This is a genomic window from Chloroflexota bacterium (assembly GCA_020161265.1).
Classification (GTDB): domain Bacteria; phylum Chloroflexota; class Chloroflexia; order Chloroflexales; family Herpetosiphonaceae; genus Herpetosiphon.
The window spans coordinates 626,995-649,601 of the sequence record JAIUOC010000001.1; the positions used below are offsets into that span (position 1 = coordinate 626,995).

Annotated in this window: 16 protein-coding genes; 3 read left to right on the forward strand and 13 right to left on the reverse strand. The window is 50.7% G+C overall.

The window, feature by feature from the left end:
* Window positions 1-114: 114 nt before the first annotated feature.
* Window positions 115-2,187 carry a peptide ABC transporter substrate-binding protein gene (locus LCH85_02125; protein MCA0350770.1) on the reverse strand — a complete coding sequence of 691 codons (2,073 nt, stop codon included), beginning with the start codon at window positions 2,185-2,187 and terminating at the stop codon, window positions 115-117.
* Between the two features lie 580 nt (window positions 2,188-2,767).
* Between LCH85_02125 and LCH85_02130 the strand changes: the two genes are divergently transcribed.
* Entirely contained in the window at window positions 2,768-3,526 is a 759-nt protein-coding gene (locus tag LCH85_02130) for a hypothetical protein (protein ID MCA0350771.1), read from the forward strand.
* An 85-nt stretch (window positions 3,527-3,611) separates the two neighbouring features.
* Here the strand turns inward: LCH85_02130 and LCH85_02135 are convergent, their stop codons facing one another.
* Window positions 3,612-4,334 (reverse strand): NAD(P)-binding domain-containing protein, encoded by a 723-nt coding sequence (locus tag LCH85_02135; GenBank protein MCA0350772.1) that lies wholly within the window; start codon window positions 4,332-4,334, stop codon window positions 3,612-3,614.
* 279 nt (window positions 4,335-4,613) lie between these two features.
* Here LCH85_02135 and LCH85_02140 point away from each other — a divergent pair, with 279 nt between their 5' ends.
* Window positions 4,614-6,857 (forward strand): RCC1 repeat-containing protein, encoded by a 2,244-nt coding sequence (locus LCH85_02140; GenBank protein ID MCA0350773.1) that lies wholly within the window; start codon window positions 4,614-4,616, stop codon window positions 6,855-6,857.
* Window positions 6,858-6,950: 93 nt separating this feature from the next.
* On the opposite strand, the gene LCH85_02145 is transcribed toward LCH85_02140, so the two are convergent.
* The 11 genes from LCH85_02145 to LCH85_02195 form a co-directional block, all read right to left on the reverse strand.
* Window positions 6,951-9,041 (reverse strand): hypothetical protein, encoded by a 2,091-nt coding sequence (locus tag LCH85_02145; GenBank protein MCA0350774.1) that lies wholly within the window; start codon window positions 9,039-9,041, stop codon window positions 6,951-6,953.
* 308 nt (window positions 9,042-9,349) lie between these two features.
* Complete coding sequence (locus LCH85_02150) at window positions 9,350-10,330, reverse strand: sugar ABC transporter permease YjfF (GenBank protein ID MCA0350775.1); 981 nt, start codon at window positions 10,328-10,330, stop codon at window positions 9,350-9,352.
* 41 nt (window positions 10,331-10,371) lie between these two features.
* Window positions 10,372-11,478: an ABC transporter permease gene (locus LCH85_02155; protein ID MCA0350776.1), complete on the reverse strand. Its 1,107-nt coding sequence runs from the start codon at window positions 11,476-11,478 to the stop codon at window positions 10,372-10,374.
* The gene (locus tag LCH85_02160) at window positions 11,475-12,989 is read right to left on the reverse strand and encodes a sugar ABC transporter ATP-binding protein (protein ID MCA0350777.1); all 1,515 of its coding nucleotides are present in this window, start codon (window positions 12,987-12,989) and stop codon (window positions 11,475-11,477) included. Before LCH85_02160 ends, LCH85_02155 begins: the two co-directional genes overlap by 4 nt.
* A 78-nt stretch (window positions 12,990-13,067) precedes the next feature.
* Window positions 13,068-14,069, reverse strand: a complete 1,002-nt coding sequence (locus LCH85_02165) for an ABC transporter substrate-binding protein (protein MCA0350778.1) — start codon at window positions 14,067-14,069, stop codon at window positions 13,068-13,070.
* 182 nt (window positions 14,070-14,251) lie between these two features.
* Entirely contained in the window at window positions 14,252-15,253 is a 1,002-nt protein-coding gene (locus LCH85_02170; GenBank protein ID MCA0350779.1) for an ABC transporter substrate-binding protein, read from the reverse strand.
* A 375-nt stretch (window positions 15,254-15,628) separates the two neighbouring features.
* A complete protein-coding gene (locus LCH85_02175; GenBank protein ID MCA0350780.1) occupies window positions 15,629-16,426 on the reverse strand; it encodes an SDR family NAD(P)-dependent oxidoreductase in 798 nt (265 codons plus the stop codon).
* A gap of 205 nt (window positions 16,427-16,631) precedes the next feature.
* Window positions 16,632-17,984 (reverse strand): 4Fe-4S binding protein, encoded by a 1,353-nt coding sequence (locus LCH85_02180; protein MCA0350781.1) that lies wholly within the window; start codon window positions 17,982-17,984, stop codon window positions 16,632-16,634.
* A gap of 46 nt (window positions 17,985-18,030) precedes the next feature.
* Window positions 18,031-18,465: a MarR family winged helix-turn-helix transcriptional regulator gene (locus LCH85_02185; protein MCA0350782.1), complete on the reverse strand. Its 435-nt coding sequence runs from the start codon at window positions 18,463-18,465 to the stop codon at window positions 18,031-18,033.
* Between the two features lie 189 nt (window positions 18,466-18,654).
* Entirely contained in the window at window positions 18,655-20,205 is a 1,551-nt protein-coding gene (locus LCH85_02190) for a sensor histidine kinase (GenBank protein ID MCA0350783.1), read from the reverse strand.
* Between the two features lie 39 nt (window positions 20,206-20,244).
* Window positions 20,245-21,492, reverse strand: a complete 1,248-nt coding sequence (locus LCH85_02195; protein ID MCA0350784.1) for a response regulator — start codon at window positions 21,490-21,492, stop codon at window positions 20,245-20,247.
* Window positions 21,493-21,827: 335 nt separating this feature from the next.
* On the opposite strand from LCH85_02195, the gene LCH85_02200 reads away from it, so the two are divergent.
* Window positions 21,828-22,568: an SDR family oxidoreductase gene (locus LCH85_02200; protein ID MCA0350785.1), complete on the forward strand. Its 741-nt coding sequence runs from the start codon at window positions 21,828-21,830 to the stop codon at window positions 22,566-22,568.
* Window positions 22,569-22,607: the final 39 nt, after the last annotated feature.

Consider the following 22,607-nt stretch of genomic DNA (forward strand, 5'->3'; position numbering starts at 1 on the left):
CAGTGCATTCCATCATGGCAGAGCCGGCGATCAAAGCGTGCAGCCGTATGTCAGTCAGAATGCGGGCAGTGGGGCAACTGGCGGGCGTTGATCAACGCCCGCCACTGGCCAAACTTATTCAGTCCACTGTAAGTATTGATATTGGAAGATCCCGCCCCACGAGAGTTTGTTGATCACAATGCCTGAGAGTCGTGGATCGGTAGCGTAGTACAACTTGTCGTAGTAGATGGGGATCATCCAAGCTGAGTCGATTGCCAATTGTTGAATTTCGGGCAAGGTTTGCCAAGCGTCGTCGAGCGTTTGGCCAGCCAGTTTGATCATCAAGCGTTGGGCTTGTTTGTTTTCTTCGGTACGATAATCATACCACGTTGCGTCTTGTTCTTCTTTCAAGACCAACAACAAGCCATCTTTGTAGGCAGTCAGCTTTTCAGCGTCATCTTTAGCTGCGGTAAAGCGTTCGTTGATGGCATCCCATTGATCTTTGAAGCTGGGAGCTTCAGGAGCTTTAGCCGAGATTTTGGCCATTTCTGGCTCTTCAATTTTACTGATAGCTTGGCGCTTAGTCCAAGCAGCTTCAGCACGAGCGGTCAAATCAGCCCAATCGCCAACGGCTTCGGTGCTGCTGACAGCATCGATTTGGGTTTGATATTCAGCGAACTTAGCCATCCCGCCTTCTTTGAAATCCATGAAGTACCAAATATGGTTGGTAGCCAAGGTCAAGTCGAGTGGTTGGAACCAGTTCATTGGGCCGCCGAGAGTGGCAAAGCCTGGTTGAATATCTTTGTTGTAGTTCGACCATTGGATATTTGAGTAAACTGGACCCTCGTTGTTTTGGATCACAACCTTCACGCCCAAGTTATCTTGCCACATCTTGACGACGGCTTCGATCCAAGGCATTTGTGGGTCGTTTGATGGTGGCGCGTAGAAGGTCAATTCAGGGAAGCCAGCGCCATCGGGATAGCCAGCTTCGGCCAGCAATTGCTTGGCTTTGGCAACATCGAAGGTCAAGCTCTTAACTTTATCCTTGACCCGCACATCGCTGTTGAAGGTATCGGTTGGGACTGCCAAGCCCTTCAAAATTTGGTCGGTGATCGCTTTTTTGTCGATTGACAAGGCGAAGGCTTGGCGCACCCGCACATCTTGCAATGGGCCAGCATTCAATGAACGATTGTATTGAATACCCTTCCAAACGATTGGGTTTTCTTCGCTCTTGATGTTGTCTTTGATGTCGGGGTTGCCTTGAGCGTAGGCCAATTGGCTAGCATCTTCAAGGAAGGTGAATTGAATTTCTTGGTTTTCAAAGGCTTGCAAGCGAGCATTAGCATCGGCGTAAGGCCGCAAAACGATCGTGCCAACGTTGCCAGTGCCTTCGCCAACATAATTGGGGTTGCGCTTGAGCACGATGTCGCCGCCGCTGACCCATGATTCAACAATGTATGGGCCGTTGTAGACAGCATTCTTGGGGTCGAACCAATCGCTAGGATTGGCTTCCAAGCTCTTAGCATTGATTGGCATGGCGTTCATAACTGGCAAGAAGTTGATAAAAGCAGCGTTTGGTTGGCTCAAGGTCACTTCGATCGTGTAATCGTCGATCAATTTGAAGCCGACTTCATCGACACCAACTGCACCAGCCTTGAAGGCATAGCCATTTTTGACATAGCCCATCATCCCTGCCCACATTGGAGCATCTTTTAATTCTGGGCCAGCTGCTCGAACCCAAGCAGCATAGAAATCTTTAGCGGTAACTGGGTCGCCATTCGACCATTTTTTATCTTTGCGCAGTTTGATCGTCCAAACGAGGTTGTCGGCTGAAGGAGTAGCGCTTTCGGCGATTTTTGGCACGATGTTCAATTGTTGATCGTAGCCATACAAGCCTTCGAACACAACGCCTTGTGAGACAAACAATTGAGCTGACCAGTAGGCATGGTCAAGACTGGTAATGCCACCTTGTTGGAATGGCAAGGTTACCGTCACATCTTTAACATCTGTACTGCCAGTTGTCGGCTGGGAATCAGTGCCGGCGGTTGGTGCCGTGGTTGGAGCGGTAGCATCGCTAGCAGTGGTTGGTTGGGTTGAGTCGGTCGCGGTGGTTGCAGTTGAGGCGGCATCGCCACAGGCTGCTAAGAGTGGCAAAACGAGAATCAGGAGCGCAATCAAGCTCCACAGGGTTTTTGGCTTCTTTACCATGGGAATTTCCTCTTCTTTGAGCAAATTGAATCCAAAACGACGTACTACAATGTCAAGCGTTTGGGTTACGATTTGATCGTCGATGAGCCTCCTTAGCTAGAGACAATCAAGCTTGATCATCCTCACAAGCCTGCCCAACCGAGAAGCTAGCTAGATAGTTGCTTCTGATGCCGTTGTCGAAGCAAGCCGGTGCATGTTGGGTGTTACATGCCGAACATTTGGGAGATTAATTACTTTTTTTAGTAAAGAAAATAAGTTCCCTGGAGGCTATTGCAGTTCTATTGCTAGCGATAGACCGGTCTCTCACCCCGATAAACGCCGATTTAGCACTGCCATAGTCGCTAAATGTCCCGCAAACTTGAAATTCACTGAAGAATTATTGAAATTTGTGCTTATTATAGAAGAATCCTACTAAATGTCAAGTATGTTTTTTACTAAAATCTTTAGAAAAATATTTGAAACAAATTCTTTAGATTCAATTAATCCCTTAATGACGGCATGCCACCTGATCAACCTTTGGTTCGTACCATTTAACAGCTATAGCGATAATCAATAGTTGTTTAATTAGAAGGTATTTCCAATGAAGCCATTCATCAAGCCGCTGCGTGAGCATACAATTCCAGAAATAATTGGTGGTGGTGGGGTAATCTTAGGTATAGGGGTTGTGCTTTTATGCATCGTTTTTGGGGTTGATATTAATACATGGAGAATTCAGTGGCAGCCACGCCCACTCTATCCTCATCGGATTGGGCAAGTAACGCTGATTGATACATCAAAACAGCATCAGGCAATTTTCACCAGCGCAAGCGATATTTACGAAACATTCGCATGGTACGATCGAACCTTGGCAGAACAATTATTTCATAAAAATATAAACATCGACACACCCGCCATACAAGAGAAAACCTATTATATGTGTACCGGAATGAAGATAACTGTGCGCGGTGAAGCAGCGACGAATACATTTACAATCACGATGCGCAAAGGGTTTCCTATGCGCTCTCCACCATCGTGTAGCGAACTCATATTTAAAAATCAATCAATTCCAGTCTATCTCCATCACGAATCGCCAATCGTCGCTCAAGGGGTTGATACAATCATGTTTACTAGTAGCAGATCCATTACCGAAACACTTGAATGGTATGATCAAACGCTTAAAAGCCAAGCATTTCAAATTGACACGAATACAAAAAACCTAGCCCACACGCAAATTACCTATCATCTTTGTAATGGAATTAATATTACAATCATTGCCAAAATCAAAACGAATCTATTTCAGGTTTCTAAACACCAAGCCTTATCGGATCACAATCAATCGGCGTGTAATAGCAGACAGTAAAAATCTTAGTATTACAAAAATAATGGATCTATCTTCAAGCTTGGGCTTGTTGAGAGCCAAAAGCTTGAAAATAGACCCATACAGTTTAAGCAGCTTGCGCCAAAATTGCCTGGGCTTCAGCCACGGTCAAAACTCGTCCATGGCCTGCTAACAGTCCGGTTCCAGTCGAAAATAAACGCCCGCCCTCAATCAAACCGCCCAAATCCATGGCGGTCGCCCCCAAGGCTTCAATTAATCCAATCACAACCTGTTTTGCTGCTTGATCGTCGCCCGCCACAAATAAGGCTTTGGGTGTTGGCGGCTCATTCAAATGGGCCAAATCAGCAAACGGCTGATGATTAAAGGCCTTAACTAACCGGGCTTGTGGCAATAGTTCAGCCACGATTTCGCTTGACCCACGCCCGCTTAAATCGTAAAAATCACTAGGTTTTGGGCCAAAGCGATTATTGATTACGTCAATGACAATCCCATTGTAATTGGCCAATCGCTCTAAGGCAGCGGGAATATGCTGCCAACGAACCACCAAGATGATCATTTCAGCCTGTTGCAACTCGGCTGATTCAACTGCCGTGACCTGCGGGCCAAGTTGAGCAACCAGCGTTTGCAACGAGGCTGGGCCACGCGAATTTGCCAACAATACTTGATGCCCACGCTCAACCAACAATTCGCAAAACATTTGACCAACCCGACCAGCCCCTAAAACACCAATTAACATCGTTGCCTCCAACCAAACACAATTGCTGCAACAACTATAGCGTGATAAGCACTGCAATCGTTCACTATTTGGATGGAGTGCGATCCTGTCCATTGGCACAGGTGGCACAGCTCTAAGCATGCTCCAATGCACAACCTATGGGGATACAATGATTGGCTTTGGATCCAATACACTCTTGGAAGTGCCCAATCTCGCCCGCTACTACTGGTCTTAGCTCAGCTATCCTCGATCTTCTGCCAAGCCTGAGGGGTCAAGGATTCGGAGTGTTTTTGGAGCATTTTTGGACTCAATTTGAAGTAGATTACCAACTTCTCGGAAGACTTGACGCATAGACTAACGAGCATTGTAACTGACTATTACGAAGGAGAACTCATGCGTCATAGCCTGTTTTGTGCACTTTTATTAATCGGACTAACACTTCTGCCCCAAGCTTCGATAGCAACCGCAGACGAATTGAGCCAAGCGGTTACTACCCGTCAAATTAGCGGCGGCGAGAATTTCTCGTGTGGTATTTTTGATGGTGCGGCCTATTGTTGGGGTAATAACGCTGATGGAAGGCTTGGAATTGGGGTTGACTTTAACCGCACATGGTATGTTAAAACCGCTGCACCAGTCGTTGGGCTTGGCAGTAATATGCTGCAAGTTGCCACCGGAAGTCGGGCAGCATGTGGCCTCTTAAGCAATGGAACAGTCAAATGTTGGGGTGATAATAGCTACGGGCAACTTGGCAATGGAACCACTAACGACTCACTTGTGCCCGTGGCTGTGGTTGGCTTGAGCAACGTTAAAAGCCTAGCAGTTGGCACGGCCTATGATCATATGTGTGCTGTGAAACAGTCAGGGCAGGTCGTTTGCTGGGGGTTCAATGATCGGGGCCAATTAGGCAATGGCACAACAAATCATTCGAGCACTCCAGTTAATGTCACTGGATTAAACGCTAATGTTGAAACCGTGTTTGTCGGTAGCAATACCAGCTGCGCGATTGTGGCGGGGGCGGCTAAATGTTGGGGCAATGGTGGCTCTGGCCAGCTTGGCAATGGTGGTTTTAATAGTTCAAGTATTCCGGTTCAAGTGAGTGGCCTAACCAGTGGCGTAACTGATATGGCGCTTGGTAGCACCTCAACTTGCGCGATTGTGGCGGGGGCGGCCAAATGTTGGGGCAGTGGTGACTCTGGCCGGCTTGGCAATGGAACGCTTAATACTTCACCCTTGCCAGTTCAAGTATATGGCTTGACTGCCAACGTTAAAAATATCATGAGCGGTTATAACCATGCTTGCGCAATTGTTAATACCAGCATTGGTACACGTGGCAATGAAGTACTATGTTGGGGTAATAATGATTTTCATCAAGTAGGCTCAACCAATAACTATGAAATGCTTCCTTTTACCGTGGCAAGCACCAATGGCTCAACCAAACTTGGCAGTGGGCGTAACCATTCATGTACCATCATCATGGCTTCAGTGATCCGTTGTTGGGGTTTGAATGGTGATGCCCAGCTTGGAATTGGCACCCAAGAACCAGAAGTCGCCACTCCTACTGATGTTATTCGGCCAATGGCTCAAGTAGTAGCGATGGATTTAGGGGCGGTCCATAGTTGTGTCACGCTTGCCAACAGTCTCAATCGCTGTTGGGGTGATAACCAAAGCTATCAGATCGGCACTGGAACAAGTACGATCTATCCCAATCCAACCTATCCTCAAGGGCTTCCCGCAGCTGGCCTCGATATCGCCGCAGGTGGAGCAGGATGTGTGGTTTCAACCGATGCTCGACTGTTCTGTTGGGGAAGGAATATTTTGGGAGAAGTCGGGAACGGCACGACCAATATCGTTGCAACCCCCACCCATATCTCTATTCCTGGCGGGGTAAAACAGGTGGACTCGACTGGGGCAACGACCTGTGCGCTCAATATGACCAATCAGGTCTATTGTTGGGGCTATAACGAGGATGGTCAAGTTGGCAATGGGACAACTACCAATCAACTTACGCCACAATTGATTAACATTGATGGTCAGGCAACCAGCATCAGCCTTGGTACAAGGCATACCTGTGCGTTGATGACGACAGGATACATCAAATGTTGGGGCAGTAATAGCTATGGCCAGCTTGGCCTCGGTTCGACCACCAATTACCCAACTCCACAGTTCGTTCATAATGCCAGCAACGGAAATGCGATCGAATTGAAGACCAATGGTCATCATACCTGCGTGGTGATGGCAACCACGGAAATTCGTTGCTGGGGATATAACGCCTCTGGGCAAATTGGGATCGGGAATACCACGAATGCCTTGGTTCCCTTCAGTGTTATTACTGGGGTCAAATCAATGGGGCTTGGCCTCAATCACACCTGTGCGGTTATGCTTGATGGCACGCTTAAGTGTTGGGGGAGCAATAGTGATGGACAGTTGGGGAATGGAACGACGACTGGCAGTCTTTCCCCAATGACCATCACTGGTATCACCAACCTCTATCGGGTCAGTGGCGGGATGTTTCATACATGTGCCGCTCAATCGACCCCGACAATCTACTGCTGGGGTGATAATAGCTATGGCCAGCTTGGTAATGGCAGCACCACCGACTCGCTTGTTCCAGTGCTGACTACAACTATTGTTCAATAATCTGGGCAATCGCTGATTCAGCCAGCCTACACCAATCGCCGTGTAAGTCACGTGGCTCAGGTTTGAATCCAAACCTGAGCCACGCCAATAAACTTATTTGCGGGCAAATGGAAGATAGATGGTATGGGTAGTTGTGGGCTGCCAGATCGCCAAACCAAGCGCGGTGTTGCGACCAACTTGATTGAACAAGCCATAAACGAATAAACGATCATCGGCTAATGCAAGATCCAAAACTCGCCCATTCGTACCATCACCAACCGCAGACCACGCTTTCCCATTCCAATAGCCAAGGTTGTAGCAGACGCAATCGCCAAGTTGGCTAAACCAACCACCAACATACACCCCAGTTGCGGTCGCCTCAATCGCCTCAATCCTCACGTTGGACGAGGCAATTCCATTAAACTGATCGCCATCCCAATTGATCAATTCGTAATCCTCTCCAGCGTGCTCAAACTGCCCGATGACATACAACCCATCAGCATTCACAGCAAACTCGGAGACAGTGCCGGTAAGCGGTGTCGTTGGTTCGACCCAAGCACTGCCATTCCAGCGATGGATAATGTTGGTCGTGTCGCCGCCGCTCGATGTTTCAACCATGGCATAGAGCGACTGACGGTAGCTAAAGAGCTGAATGTTGAGATTTGCGGTATTCGGCGGAAAACCAAGATTATCCCAACCACTGCCATTCCAGCGATGGAGGCCAGTATTAGCAACAACAACTGGCGTTTGGCCATCAATAATCGACAGCGTATACAGGTGGTCGGCTTGAAATGCTGGCAGAATGCTTACCGCACTCGCTCCATGCACATAGCGATAAACTTGGTAGCTCATGGTTGGGTGATGTCTGGCGATGATATACAGCGATTGATCATCAGCAGCCTGCCAATCCTGCACAATCGGATGACTCGTTGGCAGCGCAACCGTTTTCCAGCGCTGCTCTTCCCAACTCAATAATTGATCATGAAGCAGATAGGCCACCTGCGCTCCAGCCTGCAAGCGCAAACTTGGCGAATGATACACCGGAACTTCTTGCCATTGATTATTGGCATAAACCGACAACGCCGGTTCATCTGTAGGTGTAAAGGCTGGTGCCGATGAATTGATAAAGAGCTGATTATGCGCTAAATACAAGCTATGTTTATCGGTACATTCACAAGCAGGCAAGGGGTTTAAGCTGTTCGCAGCATAACTATACACTTGAATCTCCAAACCATTGAGGGTTGAGAGATAGGTCTGATCTGCATCAAGTGCATACGCTGCCAGCATACCAGGCACAGCATCAACGATTGGGATCCATGTCGTGCCATTCCAGCGCATTAAGGCCGAGGTTTGATTAGTATAATGTTTGATTCCATAGATCTGATCATTAAAGGCTTTGATCGAAGCAACCTCAACATCGAGCGGCAGAGTATGAAAACTCGTGCCATCCCAATGATAAAGCATGCTAAGCGTTTCATACTCCTCATGCACCAAACCACTAATATAGATACCACTTGATGTTGTATTCATCGTGAGCTTGTCATCAAGTGTTATGGTCATGGGAGTGGTAACAGATCCATCCCAGCGCACAAGACCATCGGCTGGTACACCATTAAAGCTACTAAAGTCCCCTAAGATATACAATTCATTATCATACTGAGTAATATGCTCCACCCAACCCCATTGACTAGCCCCGCTCCCAGTTGATTGCCAGGTTGCACCATCCCAACGAATAAGGCTGTGTTTCGGTAGATTACCAAGAATAGGCTTACTTCCCCCAACAAACAGATTATTCTGAAAAAAGGTCATTGATTGATAGCCCGGAGCTGAAAGCCTCCAATCAAATTGATCCGCAGCCACTCCCGACCAGCTGGTTCCATCCCAGCGCACAAGGCCGTACACGTTAACCCCTGCAACTTGGTTGAAATAACCACCAAGGTACAAATCGCCATCAGGGCCAATCGTCGCACTATCGATCCGACCATAATCCGGTTGGAGATCGGCAACCTCAGTTTGCCATGTTCCGGTTAATCCTTGGGTGTTGACGAATTGGGTTGGAGAAAGAGTCGTCGTTGGCTTTTGAGACCGATCCCATTGTTGATTAATATTTTGGGGTTGCGCTGACGAATTATTCGCTGGAACGCCAAGCCAAACGACCACCACGATTAATAACCAGGCTCGCCATTGAGTGATTAAGTGAATCATACAGAATTACTCCTAGCCTAAAATACCGCTAGACAACCGATAACTTCATAGAGAATTACAAATCTCTACATAACTAGAGACGGTATCATAGCACATTCAAGCGCCGTTGGGAATTATTGGCAATCGTAGGCCGCTGCTTTTATCAAAAGCAAACACCAGCCGAAGCAGTTGTTGGGGTTGGTACAATCATTTAGGTATTGAGGTGAAATATCCATTTTCTGTACACAGGATCGATCAATCCGCCCCATTAGTTCGTTGATAAGGGCGGATTGATTGTGGCTGATTGGATATTTATAGCGAAGAGGCGCTTACAGATCTTTTTTGCGTCGAGCGAAGATGCTTTGGATACCAATAAAGATCAGCGTTAGCACGCCGACGCAAATCCGTGTCCACCACGAACTCAGCGTGCCATTGTACTGAAGGATGGAGATAATCGTTCCTTCGATCAGAATGCCAAACAATGTGCCGATTACATTGCCAACCCCGCCAGTGAGCAGCGTACCACCCATCACCACCGCCGCGATGACATCCAATTCAACCCCAGTCGCGAACTGCCCGTAGCCAGCGAGCAGCGAGATACTAAATACGATTCCGGCGAGAGCTGAGCAAAAGCCGCTGAAGGCATAAACCATGATTTTGGTACGGCCAACCGGAAAACCCATCAGGCCAGCCGACTGCTCGTTGTTGCCGATGGCATACATAATGCGGCCAAAACGGGTAAAGTAGGCAAGATGGATCGCCACAAGCAGCAGCAGCGGACCGACAAGGGTGGGAATGTAGACATAGGCTTTAGCAAAAAACGGAATATGGATTGGGGTAAGGGCAAGATATTTGTAAAATGGGTCGGTGATAGTGACCGATGTGAGGCTGATGATGTAGGCAAGGCCACGGGCAAAAAACAGACCCATCAGGGTAACGATGAACGGCTGCACTTTGAAAAAATGGATAATGCTGCCCAGTCCAAGCCCAATCGCTGTGCCCATGACCAGCATCAGCGGTATAACGACAGCTGCACTGACCCCCAATTTGAGCAGCGCAGCCGATGCCGCCGTCGTCAGTGCCAAGACCCCACCCACCGAAAGGTCAATCCCTCCAGTGATAATCACAAAGGTCATACCGATCCCAACGATCAGCAGGAAGCCATTATTTATAAACAGGTTGAAAAATGCCTGAGGCCGTTGCATAGCAGGATACAGTTGGGAACCAATGATATAGGCCATCAGAAAAATCGTAATTGTTGTCAGTAGCGGGCCATGCCGCAGGACGGAAAGCTTCAGGCGTTGTGTCATGGTGAATCCCTTTCAAAGCGGTGACTCGTAGCGATCCGCCGCTATGGGCGCGGGAGATCCAGTTTCTCGTCTGATGTCATCACATCCGGCTTGTTCTGATGATCCGCGCTCTTGCTACGGCGTTTGATCAGCCGACGATCGGAATAGAGCAGGATTACCAGCAGAACTAGCACTGCCCGTCCAGCGAGCAAGGCGTTTGCTGGCACTCCCAGCGCATACATCGAAAGCGTGAATGTCCAGATGACCATCGCGCCGATCACGCTCGCTAGGAGCGAAAAACGCCCACCAGACAACATCGTCCCACCCATCACAACGGCCAGAATTGCGTCCAGCTCATAGTTAAGGCCATTGTTGTTACCATCGGCACTATGCACGTAGGAGCTAAGGATCAATCCAGCGAGAGCGCTGCAAAAACCGCTAAACGTGTAGGCCAGCAACTGAATATTCTTGGCACTGATCCCACTATAATAGGTGGCTTTTGGATTAATCCCCACGGCCTCGATGAACAATCCGATCGGGGTTTTGCGCACACCAATCCAGGTGATGATTGCCACCGCTGCAACAATATAGATCGATACAGGCAGACCCAAGATGTAGCCGTTGCCAAACCAAAAGTAGGGCGTGTAGTAGATTGTGATAATCTGACCGTTGGTAATCAGCTGGGCAATACCCCGACCAGCAACCATTAATATCAAGGTTGCCACCAGTGGCTGGATCTTAGCTCGCGAAACCAGCAGACCATTCCAAAGGCCGCACAACATCCCCGCCGCCAACGTTGCTAGCACGATGATTGCCAGCGGCGTATTGGTAGCGTTTCTGGTCAGGATCTCATTTGAGACCAACTTATCGGTCGGTGCGGGGTTGATCAGAACAGCACCCATAGCTGCTGAGATCGCCATAACAGCTCCAACCGAAAGATCGATACCGCCAGTAGCAATCACCAGCGTCATCCCGATCGCCACCAGCATGAGCGGTGCACCATTATTCAGCACATCAATCAGATTGCCATAGAGATGACCATCTTGGATATTGATGCGAAAAAATTCGGGGATAAATAGCGCATTAAATCCAAGGATAACCGCCCACGCGGTAAGCACCCAGAACAGGCGGCTTTCGCGAATCCGCTTGAAAGAAGCCTTGTAGTTCATGCCTCACCTGCCATCGTTTGCATAAGAGTTCGATCACTGACTGAATGGTCGTACTCGGCCACTTTGGCGCGGTCGCGCAAGACTAGGATACGATCGCTGATCCGCACCACCTCTTCCAACTCGGAGGAAATAAACACGATTGACATGCCATCCTTAACTAATTCCAGCACCAACTTTTGAATCTCGGCCTTGGCACCTACATCAATGCCCCGCGTCGGTTCATCGAGAATCAGCAGGCGTGGCTGGGTAACAAGCCAGCGAGCAAGAATAACCTTCTGTTGGTTGCCGCCGCTTAAGTTTTTAACCAACTGGTCGGGCGATGGCGTGCGAATACCAAGCAGTTTGATGTATTTCTCGGCAATCTCATATTGCTGCTGTTTGCCAATGAACCTGAACCAGCCATAACGTCCTTGCAAGCCAAGGATAATATTTTCACGAATGCTGAGATCGCCCACAATTCCCTCGGCCTTGCGATCCTCAGGACATAGCGCAACTCCACGCTTGATCGATTCTCGCGGAGAAAACCGCGCAACCGACTGCCCATCGACCAGCAATGTGCCACTATCAGGAGTCGCAATGCCAAAAAGCAGGCTTGCCAACTCGGTACGACCAGAGCCGAGCAGCCCTGCAATTCCAAGCACTTCACCAGCATTCATGGTCAGATCGAGTGGTTCCAGCATGCCGCTCAAGCCAAGACCGCTTGCATCGATCAATCGTCCCTGATCGGGCTGGCGCTCGACCTGCGTTTTGTCATGAGCCAGTGCCTGCAATTCGCCGACCACTCGCCCAAGCATTTTAGCCACTAGTTCAACCCGTGGGAGAGCTGCAATATCGAAGCTGCCAACGAAGCTCCCATTGCGCAGAATAGTCACCCGATCAACGATTTCGTACACTTGATCTAAGAAATGCGTGACAAACACAACCCCGATGCCCGCCTGCTTGAGCGCCCGCATGACCGCAAAAAGCCGCGCAGTTTCGTTAGCATCCAAGCTTGAGGTTGGTTCATCCAAGATTAGCACTTTGGCCGAGGCTATCTCAAGAGCGCGGGTGATCGCAACCATCTGTTGGATCGCGATCGAGTAGATGCCGAGCGGCTGCGTTACATCCAACTCGATACCAAGTCGTGCTAGGGCTTGGCGGGCCAATTCGTTCAGCTTTTTCCAGTAGATACCGCCAAAGCGCCGTGGCTCATGGCCGAGCATAATATTTTCGGCGACAGAAATATTCGTGCAAAGATTAATCTCTTGATACACCGTGCTGATGCCAAGCTCCTGCGCATGCTGCGGAGATTTGATGCGGATAGCCTTGTTTTCTAGCTCAATGCTGCCTGTGTCGGGCTGCTCCACCCCAGTAAGAATTTTGATCAGGGTAGATTTACCAGCACCGTTCTCGCCCATCAGGGCATGGATCTCGCCTTTTCGCAGCGTAAAATCGACACCTTCGAGGGCGACAACCCCGGGAAATGCTTTGGAAATACCTTTGACGGTGATAAGATTCTGCGGATCAGCCATAATGATCACTCGCCTTTCCCATATCGCCGATTGACCCCGCTGGGAGAGATGCGATATCTCCCCCAGCAGCATTGGCGGCTAGTATTTGCGCGTCGGCAACAGCTCTGCGGCGTTCTCTGGATAGTAGACCGTTTCATTGGTGATCACTTCTGGCTCAACTGGCTGACCGTTCATAAGCTTCAGCGCCAGTTCGAACACCTGTGGGCCAAGCAGTGGGTTACATTCAACATCGGCTTGAAACCAGCCATCAACCATAGCTTGGAAGCCACCGCGTGTGCCGTCTACCGACACAATCTTGAGATCGCCTGGTTGGACACCAGCTGCCTTGAGGACTTCGATTGCGCCGATGCCCATATCGTCGTTGTGGATAAATAAACCTTGGAAATCTTTGCCAGGCGTGTATTTTTTCAGCAGCGCCTGCATCACAGGGACGGCCTCAGCCCGAGTGAAATTACCAGTTTGCGAGTCGAGGATAGTGATATTGGAGTTGAGTTTGTTGCGCAAACCCTTGGCTCGCCCGACTGCTGCACCGGAGCCAGTGGTTCCTGAGAGTTCGAGAATCACGCCGCCGTTTGGCATCATCTTGTTGAACTCTGCGGCAGCTCGCTCGCCTTCCAACACCATATTGGAACCGATGTGGGTGCTATACAGGGATTTATCGGCGCTCACGCTGCGGTCAACAATAATCACTGGAATTCCAGCATTCTTAGCCTCGGTCAGAACAGCATCCCAGCCATCCTCAACCACTGGTGGCAGGGCAATCACATCCACGCCCTGCTGGATACAGGCACGCACGGCGGAAATTTGATTTTCTTGTTTCTGTTGGGCATCAGAGAAGACGAGTTGTTTAATTCCAAGAGTTGCCGCTGTTTCTTTGATCGAGGCGGTATTGGCGGTACGCCAGTCGCTTTCAGCTCCAAGCTGCGGATAGCACAGCACCATGTCGCTGTAGGTTTTCGCTCCCGCCGCTGGCGCGTTCGCCGATGGTGCAGTGGTAGCTTCCGAGGCACCGCAACCGGCCAAGCCGATGATAACCAGTAGCGCCAACAGACGCGTCGCGAATGATCGTGAAATACTCATGGAACGTCCTCCTTAGAGAATAGAAAATCTGGCCAGCAAACCATTGTTCGCGATGAGAAATTTTTGCGTAGCTCTTCGCCAGGCACGGCGTGATACGCGGCACGCAACCTGTGCGAACCTAAGAATGATTAGTCACGCGGACTTCATAGCTCAAAAGGGTTTCAACAGTGGGAGGAAATTACCTAATATTTGCGCCTAGGCAATTCCTGTGCGGCGGTATCCTGTCGGTATACGCCCTCGATCGGCTTGATCCATTTTTCGACTGGTGTGTCATTGGCCAAGTTCAGCGCCGTCTCGAAGAACAGTGGACCAAGCAGCGGGTTACACTCGATGGTAGCGTTCAGCTTGCCAGCGATCATCGCTTCGAAGGCGGCTCGTACCGCATCAATCGAAACAATCTTGATATCAATGCCAGGCCGTAGCCCATACTCCTCGATCGCCTCGATCGCACCAAGCGCCATGTCATCGTTCTGAGCAAACACGCCGTCGATGCTGCTGCCATGCGTTTGCAGTAAGGCTGCCATTTCTTCTTTGCCACGGGCGCGAATGAAATCGCCGGACTGGATGTCGATCACCTGCAGACCAGGATGTTCGCGCAGGCATTCCTGAAAGCCAGTGCCTCGTCCGATCATCGGTGCTGATCCTTGGGTTCCTTCCAAGATGATGATCGATCCTTGACCATCGAGCAGGCGGGCCATCTCGCCACAGGCCCGCCGACCCTCTTCAACAAAGTCCGAGCCGATTCGCACGCTATAGAGATCGTCGGGCACAGCGGCGTTGCGATCGAGCAGGATTAGCGGGATGCCGGCCTGTTTCACCTCGGCAAAAACCTCGTCCCAGCCCGTCTCAACCACTGGCGAAACTCCGATAACATCGACACCTTGGGCAATAAATGAACGGATGGCCTTGATCTGGTTTTCCTGCTGTTGCTGGGCATCGGAAAGATCCAATTCGACCCCGAGCAGGTTCGCCGTATCTTGGATCGAGCGCGTGTTGGCGGTGCGCCACTCGCTTTCGGCTCCGATTTGGGCAAACCCGACAACCAACTCAGGATAGGTTTTGGTCTGAACATCGAGTGGGGATGCTGTTGCTCCGCTGGTACTAGGCGAGGAGCCGCCGCACGCCGCCAGAGTCAACACCATAGACAGTGCGATGACGCGGCGGTAGAGTGCAAGGGCTTTCATTGGGGAGCGCCTCCTTTGGCGATTTCCAGACCAGACGTGGTCGGTAGATCAACTGATCGATGGGCTACTGTGGTTAGTATAGCAGTTGGCCGGGAGCGAACAAGCGTTATTCCTACGCAGAATATCCGCTATTTTAACGATTTTTTACCGATCGCAGTGTATGATTTTTTAGCCTGGTGTTCGATTTTTTACGATTATAAGGTATGACCCACAACCAATGGGTCGCATACCCTTGATCATAATTCTTGTCACGATCACGCCAACCCACACGGGACGACCCTCGATGAGGTACTGGTGCTCCATCCTAAACTCTACTTTTCGGAGCATGTCACAGACCATTTCCGCTGTGTCCCGTTTTCAAGCCAAGCATACGTCTCACCGATCCTCGATTAGGCTGGATTTTGCCAAATCGTTGGCGATGGACTTATTCACCTGCTTCAGGATAAAAGTCGGTGCAAAACGGCTCATCAGCTTCATGATGTTGCTCATGCCTGGCCGAATTTCGGTGGTGTCGTGTTCGAGTTGCTCCAGAGCTACGCGCACCATCTTATCAACATTCATCACGATTGGACTCTTACTATTGAGGGTGTCGGAACCCAAGTTCTCCAGTAATGGGGTGATGGTGGCAGGCGGAGCCAGTTCAACTACCGTAACACTCGTATCGTGCAGCTGGATGCGGAGGGATTGGGTATAGGAATGCAAGCCAGCCTTTGCAGCGCTGTAAATAGGAGAACTGGCCAAAGGTACAAAGGCCAGCAATGACGAGGTATTAATGATGGTGGCATGGGGCTTTGTTTTGAGAAACGGCAAGAATTGCTCGATCATGCGCACTGGTCCAAGCAGATCGACCTCAATCTCACGGCCAATGTCCTGTAATCCAATCCGCCCGTTCAGCCGCAGCGTTCGCATCACACCAGCGTTATTGATCAGCATATTCAGATCAGGAAACTCGTTCGTCACGCGTTCATAGAGTGCGGCAATTGCCGCCGGATCACTAACATCGCTTTGATAGGTCTGTACCCCTGGAATATGTTCGTGGATGGCTCGGAGTTTATTGGGGTCTCGTCCGGTCACGAGAATGGTATTCTGTCGTTGGTGGAGTTGCTTGGCGAGTTCCAAGCCAATACCGCTCGTTCCGCCCGTGATAAGGATTGTGTTTGCTGAAAGTTTCATGAGACCTTTTGCCTTTCTATCAGCAGCGATCAGGCGCAATCGCTGCAATGCATAGTTAAAGATGCAACCGCGCATTCAAAAAATCAGTCGAGAACGCATAGGCTATTATCTGAGGATGTATTGGCGTGATTGGATCGGCATGCAGATACGCACCATCCTTACCGTGATCGACTAGATTAGCCTACGCGTAACAGCGCCTTCTCACTCAGGCCGCGAAGCAGGCACGAAACACCTTCATCAGCCGCAGCGAGCCGCGTAATCGTAGCTTGCGCCGGATAAGCGCCCATGCTGGGGTGCGATCGCCAGCCACGATCGCCAGCCACGTCTGACTGTCGGCAGCAATCCGCAGGTCGGCATGGCCGACGCAGCCCTCCGTGATCATCACTCGCTTCCTCGAATCAGGCCCGTCGCCAATGCTGATGGTTGCCGCATAGTCCTCGGCACCGCTGAAAACCAGATGGTAGATCGCGTTTACCCCTTCGGCAGCCGCCGGACGGAAAACCCGCGGCAGGCTTTTGACGAAGGATTCGACTGAGGAAAAGCGGATGCCACTGCCGACCCGCTTAACCCGCTTGTGAGGAAAGCGCCGCCGCACATAGGCCGCCGTCGTTTCGGCTGATACGTAGATGGTTTCGACCTTATCTTGCAACGGCTTGACCACCTCCTTCAGAAAGCCAGCCCGATTAGTCAGAAAAGGCGCGATAACGTCATCACCAGCTGGACAGACGGCGATGCAGTAGGCCGCCTTATAAGAGGCTCCAAAGCTGAGGCTTTGCCACATCGAGGCTGTCTCACTCGCCGAGGTGCGCTCGTAATAGGTCGGGGCATCTTTGCTTGACACGAGCGTTTCCACCCAATCGTTGAAGCCGCCCATAAACTCGCGATAATTGTGGGTAAAACAGGCTCCGAAGTCGAAGTCGCCAGATGGACTGATTGCACCAACTGGGCAGGCCGCCACGCAGAGCTTGCATTCCAGACAGGGATTGTAATCGATCGGTTTGCTCTCTTCCCCAATGACGGCATCGGTGACAATCGTACCCAGCAAGATAAAGTTGCCGAAGCGCGGGTGAATCACGTTGCGGTGAATTCCCATCTGCCCAAGTCCCGCCGCTACCGCCACCGGTTTGTGCGAGATGATCCAGCTTTTGCCAGGAAACCGCTCGACTTCCATCGGAAAGCCGCTAGCCGGATTGGCCGCACGCACGCCCTGTGCCTCTAGCGCCGCGACAATCGTATGCGCTGCCGCTTCGGCGTGATCAACCGTGTGGTGGAACTCCAGATTGGCAACCGATCGCGCCGGGCTGCGGATCGGCTCGCGATTCATGCGGCAGACGATACTAATCAGGCTGCGTGCCCAAGGAAAATTTTCCAAGATCTCGGCTCGCTGATTGTCAAGCTCGGCCCGATCGATGGATACGAAGCCCACATCGTCTGCACCAGAGTCGAGGCAAAGCTCGCGGAGTGTCGCATCGGCCAGCCTCGGCGATTCCTCGTTTGACTGCGCAGCCCGCTCTCGTTTGAAACGCAGCACCGTCGGATGATTCTGCAAATGAGCCATAGATACTCCAAATATAAGTGCATATACACGTAAATGATCAAAAAAATTAGCGAACCCCATGGCGCAGCATTTTTAGCCTGTCGAGTAAATCGCCGAACTGATCGCTACCAAGCACCGCGACAACCTGTTTTTGTGCCTGCTCCCAAAGCGGCAGCGCCTCCTCAAGCGCCACAACACCTCGAGCAGTGATCGCCACCCGGCGGCGGCGGCCATCGCCATCGGGCTGGTCTTCGACCAAGCCATCGCGCTGGAGCGCCCGAAGATTGCGGGTCAGGGTAGTCCGATCCATCCCAAGCGCCTCGGCGAGCTGTCCCATGCCACGAGGTCCGATCAGCGCCAGCGTACCCAGCAGGGTAAACTGGCTACAATGGAGGCCGGTCTCCTTGAGTGCATCGTCATATACTTGCGTCACAATCCTGGCCGTCCGCCGTAGGTTGGCGCAGGCGCAAAAACGCAATTCGGCTAACACGTTGGATTCCATCGGCATTCCTTCAAGATAAGTGCATATGCACATAACTATACGTTATTGATAGCCCACCTGTCAAGCGTGCGGTACAAAATCAGAGCCAAGGCCGACAAGCCAGACGGGGCAGGTTGGCTTCGATCGCCCGTCGGACTTGCGGCAAATTGTGCTGCTTGATATCCATAACCCCATACCTCATTGCTCGTGCTAAGAAGTAGCAAGCGACAACGATGGTTGTGCGGTGCTGCCACGCTGCCGTGGGATGATCAGGACCACACATGTGCCACGCCCATGTTCGCTTTCGATCGACAGCCCATAGTCGGAGCCATAGTAGAGCTTGATCCGCTGATTGACATTGCTGATGCCGTAGCCATCCTCAACGACCTGCATAGCACCTGTCATCCAGAGGTTGCCCGCTGCCAGCAGCTCCCGCACATGGGCCAGCCGTTCTTGCGTCATGCCAATACCGTTGTCCTCGACCTCGATTTGCAGCCGATCAGCATCGAGCCAGCGGCCACGCACCACAATAGTGCCGCCATTGCGCTTATTCTTGATTCCGTGATAGAGCGCATTTTCCACCAACGGTTGGAGGGTCAACTTGAGCATCTCGCTACTACGGGTGTCATCGGGAATGTCGATCTGGTAGTCGAGGATATCGCGGTAGCGAATCTTTTGGATCGTCAGATAACTTTCGATATGGGCAATCTCATCATGAACCGTGATCCAATCTTTACCTTTACTCAGCGTGATTCGGAAGAAACGCGACAACGCCGCAACCAGATCGACGATCTGCGCTGTGCGCTTGGCTTCGGCCATCCAGATAATCGCATCAAGGGTGTTGTAAAGAAAATGCGGATTGATCTGAGCCTGCAGCACTCGTAGCTCGGCCTTTTTGAGGTTCTCGTGTTCCTCAAGCTTGGCATCGAGCAATTCCTTGATCTTGCCGACCATGATGTTGAAGCTTAACCCTAGCTCGGTGATCTCATCGGCGTTATCAGCAATTACCAGCGCCTCAAGATCCTGACGAGCAATCGTTGTAGTAACGTCGTGCAGCTTCTTGATTGGAACATAGATACTTTTTGAGATTCGCCAGGCAGCAACGATTGAGAAGAGGATCGAGGTCATAATCACCGCTAGGCCACCGATCGCCCAGCGGGTCAGGTCGCTTTGCATAGCCTGATATTGTTGTTGAGTACGATTAACCTCGAAGAGCGCATACGCCTGCACATTACCCTCAATGAGCTGGGTGATGCTGCGAATCTCTTCCATCAGCACCAAATTCTCAGCAAAAGTTTTGTTCTGGGCGATCTGAATGCCGACCTGATCGATCGAACTGCGCAGCGTTTGCAGCGTGTGCTGAATAATTCGCAGTTTGACTCGACCCTTTTCCGAGCTGGAGTTATCGATCATCTGCTCAATACGATGATCAACATCACTCAGGGTTGCATATTGAGTACCTTGGGCAAATGGTTTCTTGCCAGCGATAATTTCCCAGATCTCGGCATCAATCGATGGCTTGATATAACCGTTAATGCTATTAGCAGTGGTAATGTTCTGAATAAGCACATCATATTGGGTTTTGTATTCTAGGCCAGGGACGATTAGGAAGATATATGGCACGCTCATCAGGATGACCACCATCAGCAATGCCAGCAGAATTTTATCGCGGATGGAAAGTCGCAGACGTAACCGAGGAGCCACAGCTCGTTTAGCCAATGCGACTGCGATAGGCTCACGATTTGACAAATGCTCATCCATCACACATATCCTCTCGCAATCTAGATGCGCTAGTTTTCGCTAGGAGTGTCGGCGGAATTCATTAGGTGGTTGCCCAACAACCTTACGAAACACCGAGTAGAAATAGCGCGGGTTCTGATAGCCAATGCGATAGGCGATCTCGCTGGCAGTCAGCGAGGTTGAGCGCAGAAGTTCGATAGCCTTGCGCATACGGACATGGGTCAGGTAGTCAATAAAGGTCTCGCCAACCTCGCGCCGAAAGACGGCGCTGAAATAGGTTGGGCTGAGTAACACATGAGCAGCTGCCTGGCCCAGCGACATCGCAGGATCTGCATAGTTGGCATCAATATAAGCGCGGGCTTTCATAATGATTGCACCGCCGTGGAGTTGATCGTGGTCGTATGGCTCGACTTCCACTGGGAGTTCGATTGGGTGCTCGATCTGCGCCAGCGCCTGCGAAAACGATTGGGAGATCAAGCTGAGTCGCTCGGTTGGGTCGCCGCTGCCAATCATAGCCCGACAGCCAATTTGCTCGGCCACGCGCTGGCGCAGGGCAGCAGCCAGTCCATCCGCTCGCTGGAGCACATCAACTCGGGTTGAACCCTTGATAATCAAGATCGTATCTTCCATGCCATGCTTAAAGGCCACAACCGACCGCGATTCGCCCAGAATTGCGGCGACGATCACATCGATCTGTTGATAGACGGCATATAGCGGCGCTGTTGTGGCGCTAGGCGGCATGGCGTGCATCACCAGCACCTGATACCATGGTGCCAAAAGATCAATTTCAAGGCTACGTGCTTGCTCCATAAAGTCGGTTGTCGAGCTACTACCAGCTACAAGGTCAAGCAGACAGCGTTCGCGCAACACTGGTTGATGATTAGACATCTGCGTTTGAAGGGCATCTAGCTGTTCCCGAGCTTGGCGTTCCTGATCGATCTGACCAGCGATCTTGCGCAACGCCGCTAGCAGATCTTGGGCAACAATCGGTTTAAGTAGGTATTCAGTAACCCCGATTTGGATTGCTTCCTGAGCGTAGCGAAACTCATCATGGCCGCTGAGGATCATGATTTTCGTCGTCGGCAGCGTCTCCTTCAAAATTCGGCAGAGCTGTAGGCCATCCATAAACGGCATTTTAATATCAGTAATCACGATATCGGGCCGTCGCTCACGGATAATTGGGAGGGCAATTTCACCATCCGAAGCCTCGCCGCAAAACTGATAGCCCGCCGCTGCCCAGTCAATCGCGTCGCGAATCCCTTCACGGGCTATGATCTCGTCCTCGACTAAAAAAACTTTGTAGTTCATCGTTGCGCCTCTCATGCATCGTCGCACGATCATCGTCGTCTAGCGCCTCAGATATTTAAAAGCAAAGCATACACGAAAAATAATATTTTGGAACTAACATTGTATCTCGGCCAGCGCATGTGCCAAGTCAATGGAACCCTCACGATTCGGTAGGAGATTAATCCAAGGCTCTTCCTTTCTTTATCACGCGCTCATCACTAGTATACCAAGGGTGTCGATTGGGCATCCCATCCTAATAAATGGGGCCAACGCCTCCGTGCTTGCAATGGAATGTATAATCGTGCTAGCTTTCTCCAGTTTGGGGAAACCAACCGAGCTACGTGAAAGGATCGTGTGTGCCACAGGATTTTAGTGGGCAAGTTGCCTTAGTAACTGGAGCTTCGCGCGGCATTGGAGCCGAAATTAGTCGCCAGCTGGCGCAACGCGGAGCCGATATCGTGATTAATTATCGCAGCAAAGCCTCGCGAGCCGAAGCGGTTGCCAGCGAAATAACTGCGCTTGGCCGGACTGCGCTCCTGGCTCAGGCCGATTTAACCCAAATTAATGATTTGATTACGACCCAAACCCAAATTCAACAAGCCTTTGGCAAACTCGATCTATTGGTACTCAATGCTAGTGGTGGCCTTGAAAAAGATAAACCAGCTAGCTACGCCATGGATCTCAATTTAACCGCCCAAGTTCAAACCGTCGAAACAATGTTGCCATTGATGCAGGCTGGCAGTTGCATTGTTTTCGTCACCAGTCATTGGGCGCATTTCTATGGCGAACGGCCAATTATCGCTGGCTATGAGCCAGTTGCTAGCAGCAAAAAAGCTGGCGAAATGGCACTGCGTGAACGGATTGATCAATTTATCCAGCGTGGAATTCATTTTTATGTGGTTAGCGGCGATATGATCGAAGGCACGATCACGCCCAAATTGCTTGATCGTGCCCAACCTGGCTTTTTGGCCGCCCGTAAAGAACACAGCCCTGAGCCAATTCCCACAATTGAAGAATTTGCCAGCGCGATTGTAGCAACCGCCGCCGATCGCAGCCAAGCCAATGGTCACACTGTATTCGTAGGGCCGATTATTTAATAAGCTAATTAGAAATAGCCCAATGGTGTACCCATTGGG

Coding starts and splice junctions, on each gene's coding strand:
- LCH85_02175 (MCA0350780.1), bottom strand. CDS start 16,426: ATGAAACTTTCAGCAAACACAATCCTTATCACGGGCGGAACGAGCGGT.
- LCH85_02160 (MCA0350777.1), bottom strand. CDS start 12,989: ATGGCTGATCCGCAGAATCTTATCACCGTCAAAGGTATTTCCAAAGCA.
- LCH85_02190 (MCA0350783.1), bottom strand. CDS start 20,205: ATGGATGAGCATTTGTCAAATCGTGAGCCTATCGCAGTCGCATTGGCT.
- LCH85_02130 (MCA0350771.1), top strand. CDS start 2,768: ATGAAGCCATTCATCAAGCCGCTGCGTGAGCATACAATTCCAGAAATA.
- LCH85_02150 (MCA0350775.1), bottom strand. CDS start 10,330: ATGACACAACGCCTGAAGCTTTCCGTCCTGCGGCATGGCCCGCTACTG.
- LCH85_02195 (MCA0350784.1), bottom strand. CDS start 21,492: ATGAACTACAAAGTTTTTTTAGTCGAGGACGAGATCATAGCCCGTGAA.
- LCH85_02140 (MCA0350773.1), top strand. CDS start 4,614: ATGCGTCATAGCCTGTTTTGTGCACTTTTATTAATCGGACTAACACTT.
- LCH85_02125 (MCA0350770.1), bottom strand. CDS start 2,187: ATGGTAAAGAAGCCAAAAACCCTGTGGAGCTTGATTGCGCTCCTGATT.
- LCH85_02165 (MCA0350778.1), bottom strand. CDS start 14,069: ATGAGTATTTCACGATCATTCGCGACGCGTCTGTTGGCGCTACTGGTT.
- LCH85_02170 (MCA0350779.1), bottom strand. CDS start 15,253: ATGAAAGCCCTTGCACTCTACCGCCGCGTCATCGCACTGTCTATGGTG.
- LCH85_02135 (MCA0350772.1), bottom strand. CDS start 4,334: ATGGACAGGATCGCACTCCATCCAAATAGTGAACGATTGCAGTGCTTA.
- LCH85_02185 (MCA0350782.1), bottom strand. CDS start 18,465: ATGGAATCCAACGTGTTAGCCGAATTGCGTTTTTGCGCCTGCGCCAAC.
- LCH85_02155 (MCA0350776.1), bottom strand. CDS start 11,478: ATGAACTACAAGGCTTCTTTCAAGCGGATTCGCGAAAGCCGCCTGTTC.
- LCH85_02180 (MCA0350781.1), bottom strand. CDS start 17,984: ATGGCTCATTTGCAGAATCATCCGACGGTGCTGCGTTTCAAACGAGAG.
- LCH85_02145 (MCA0350774.1), bottom strand. CDS start 9,041: ATGATTCACTTAATCACTCAATGGCGAGCCTGGTTATTAATCGTGGTG.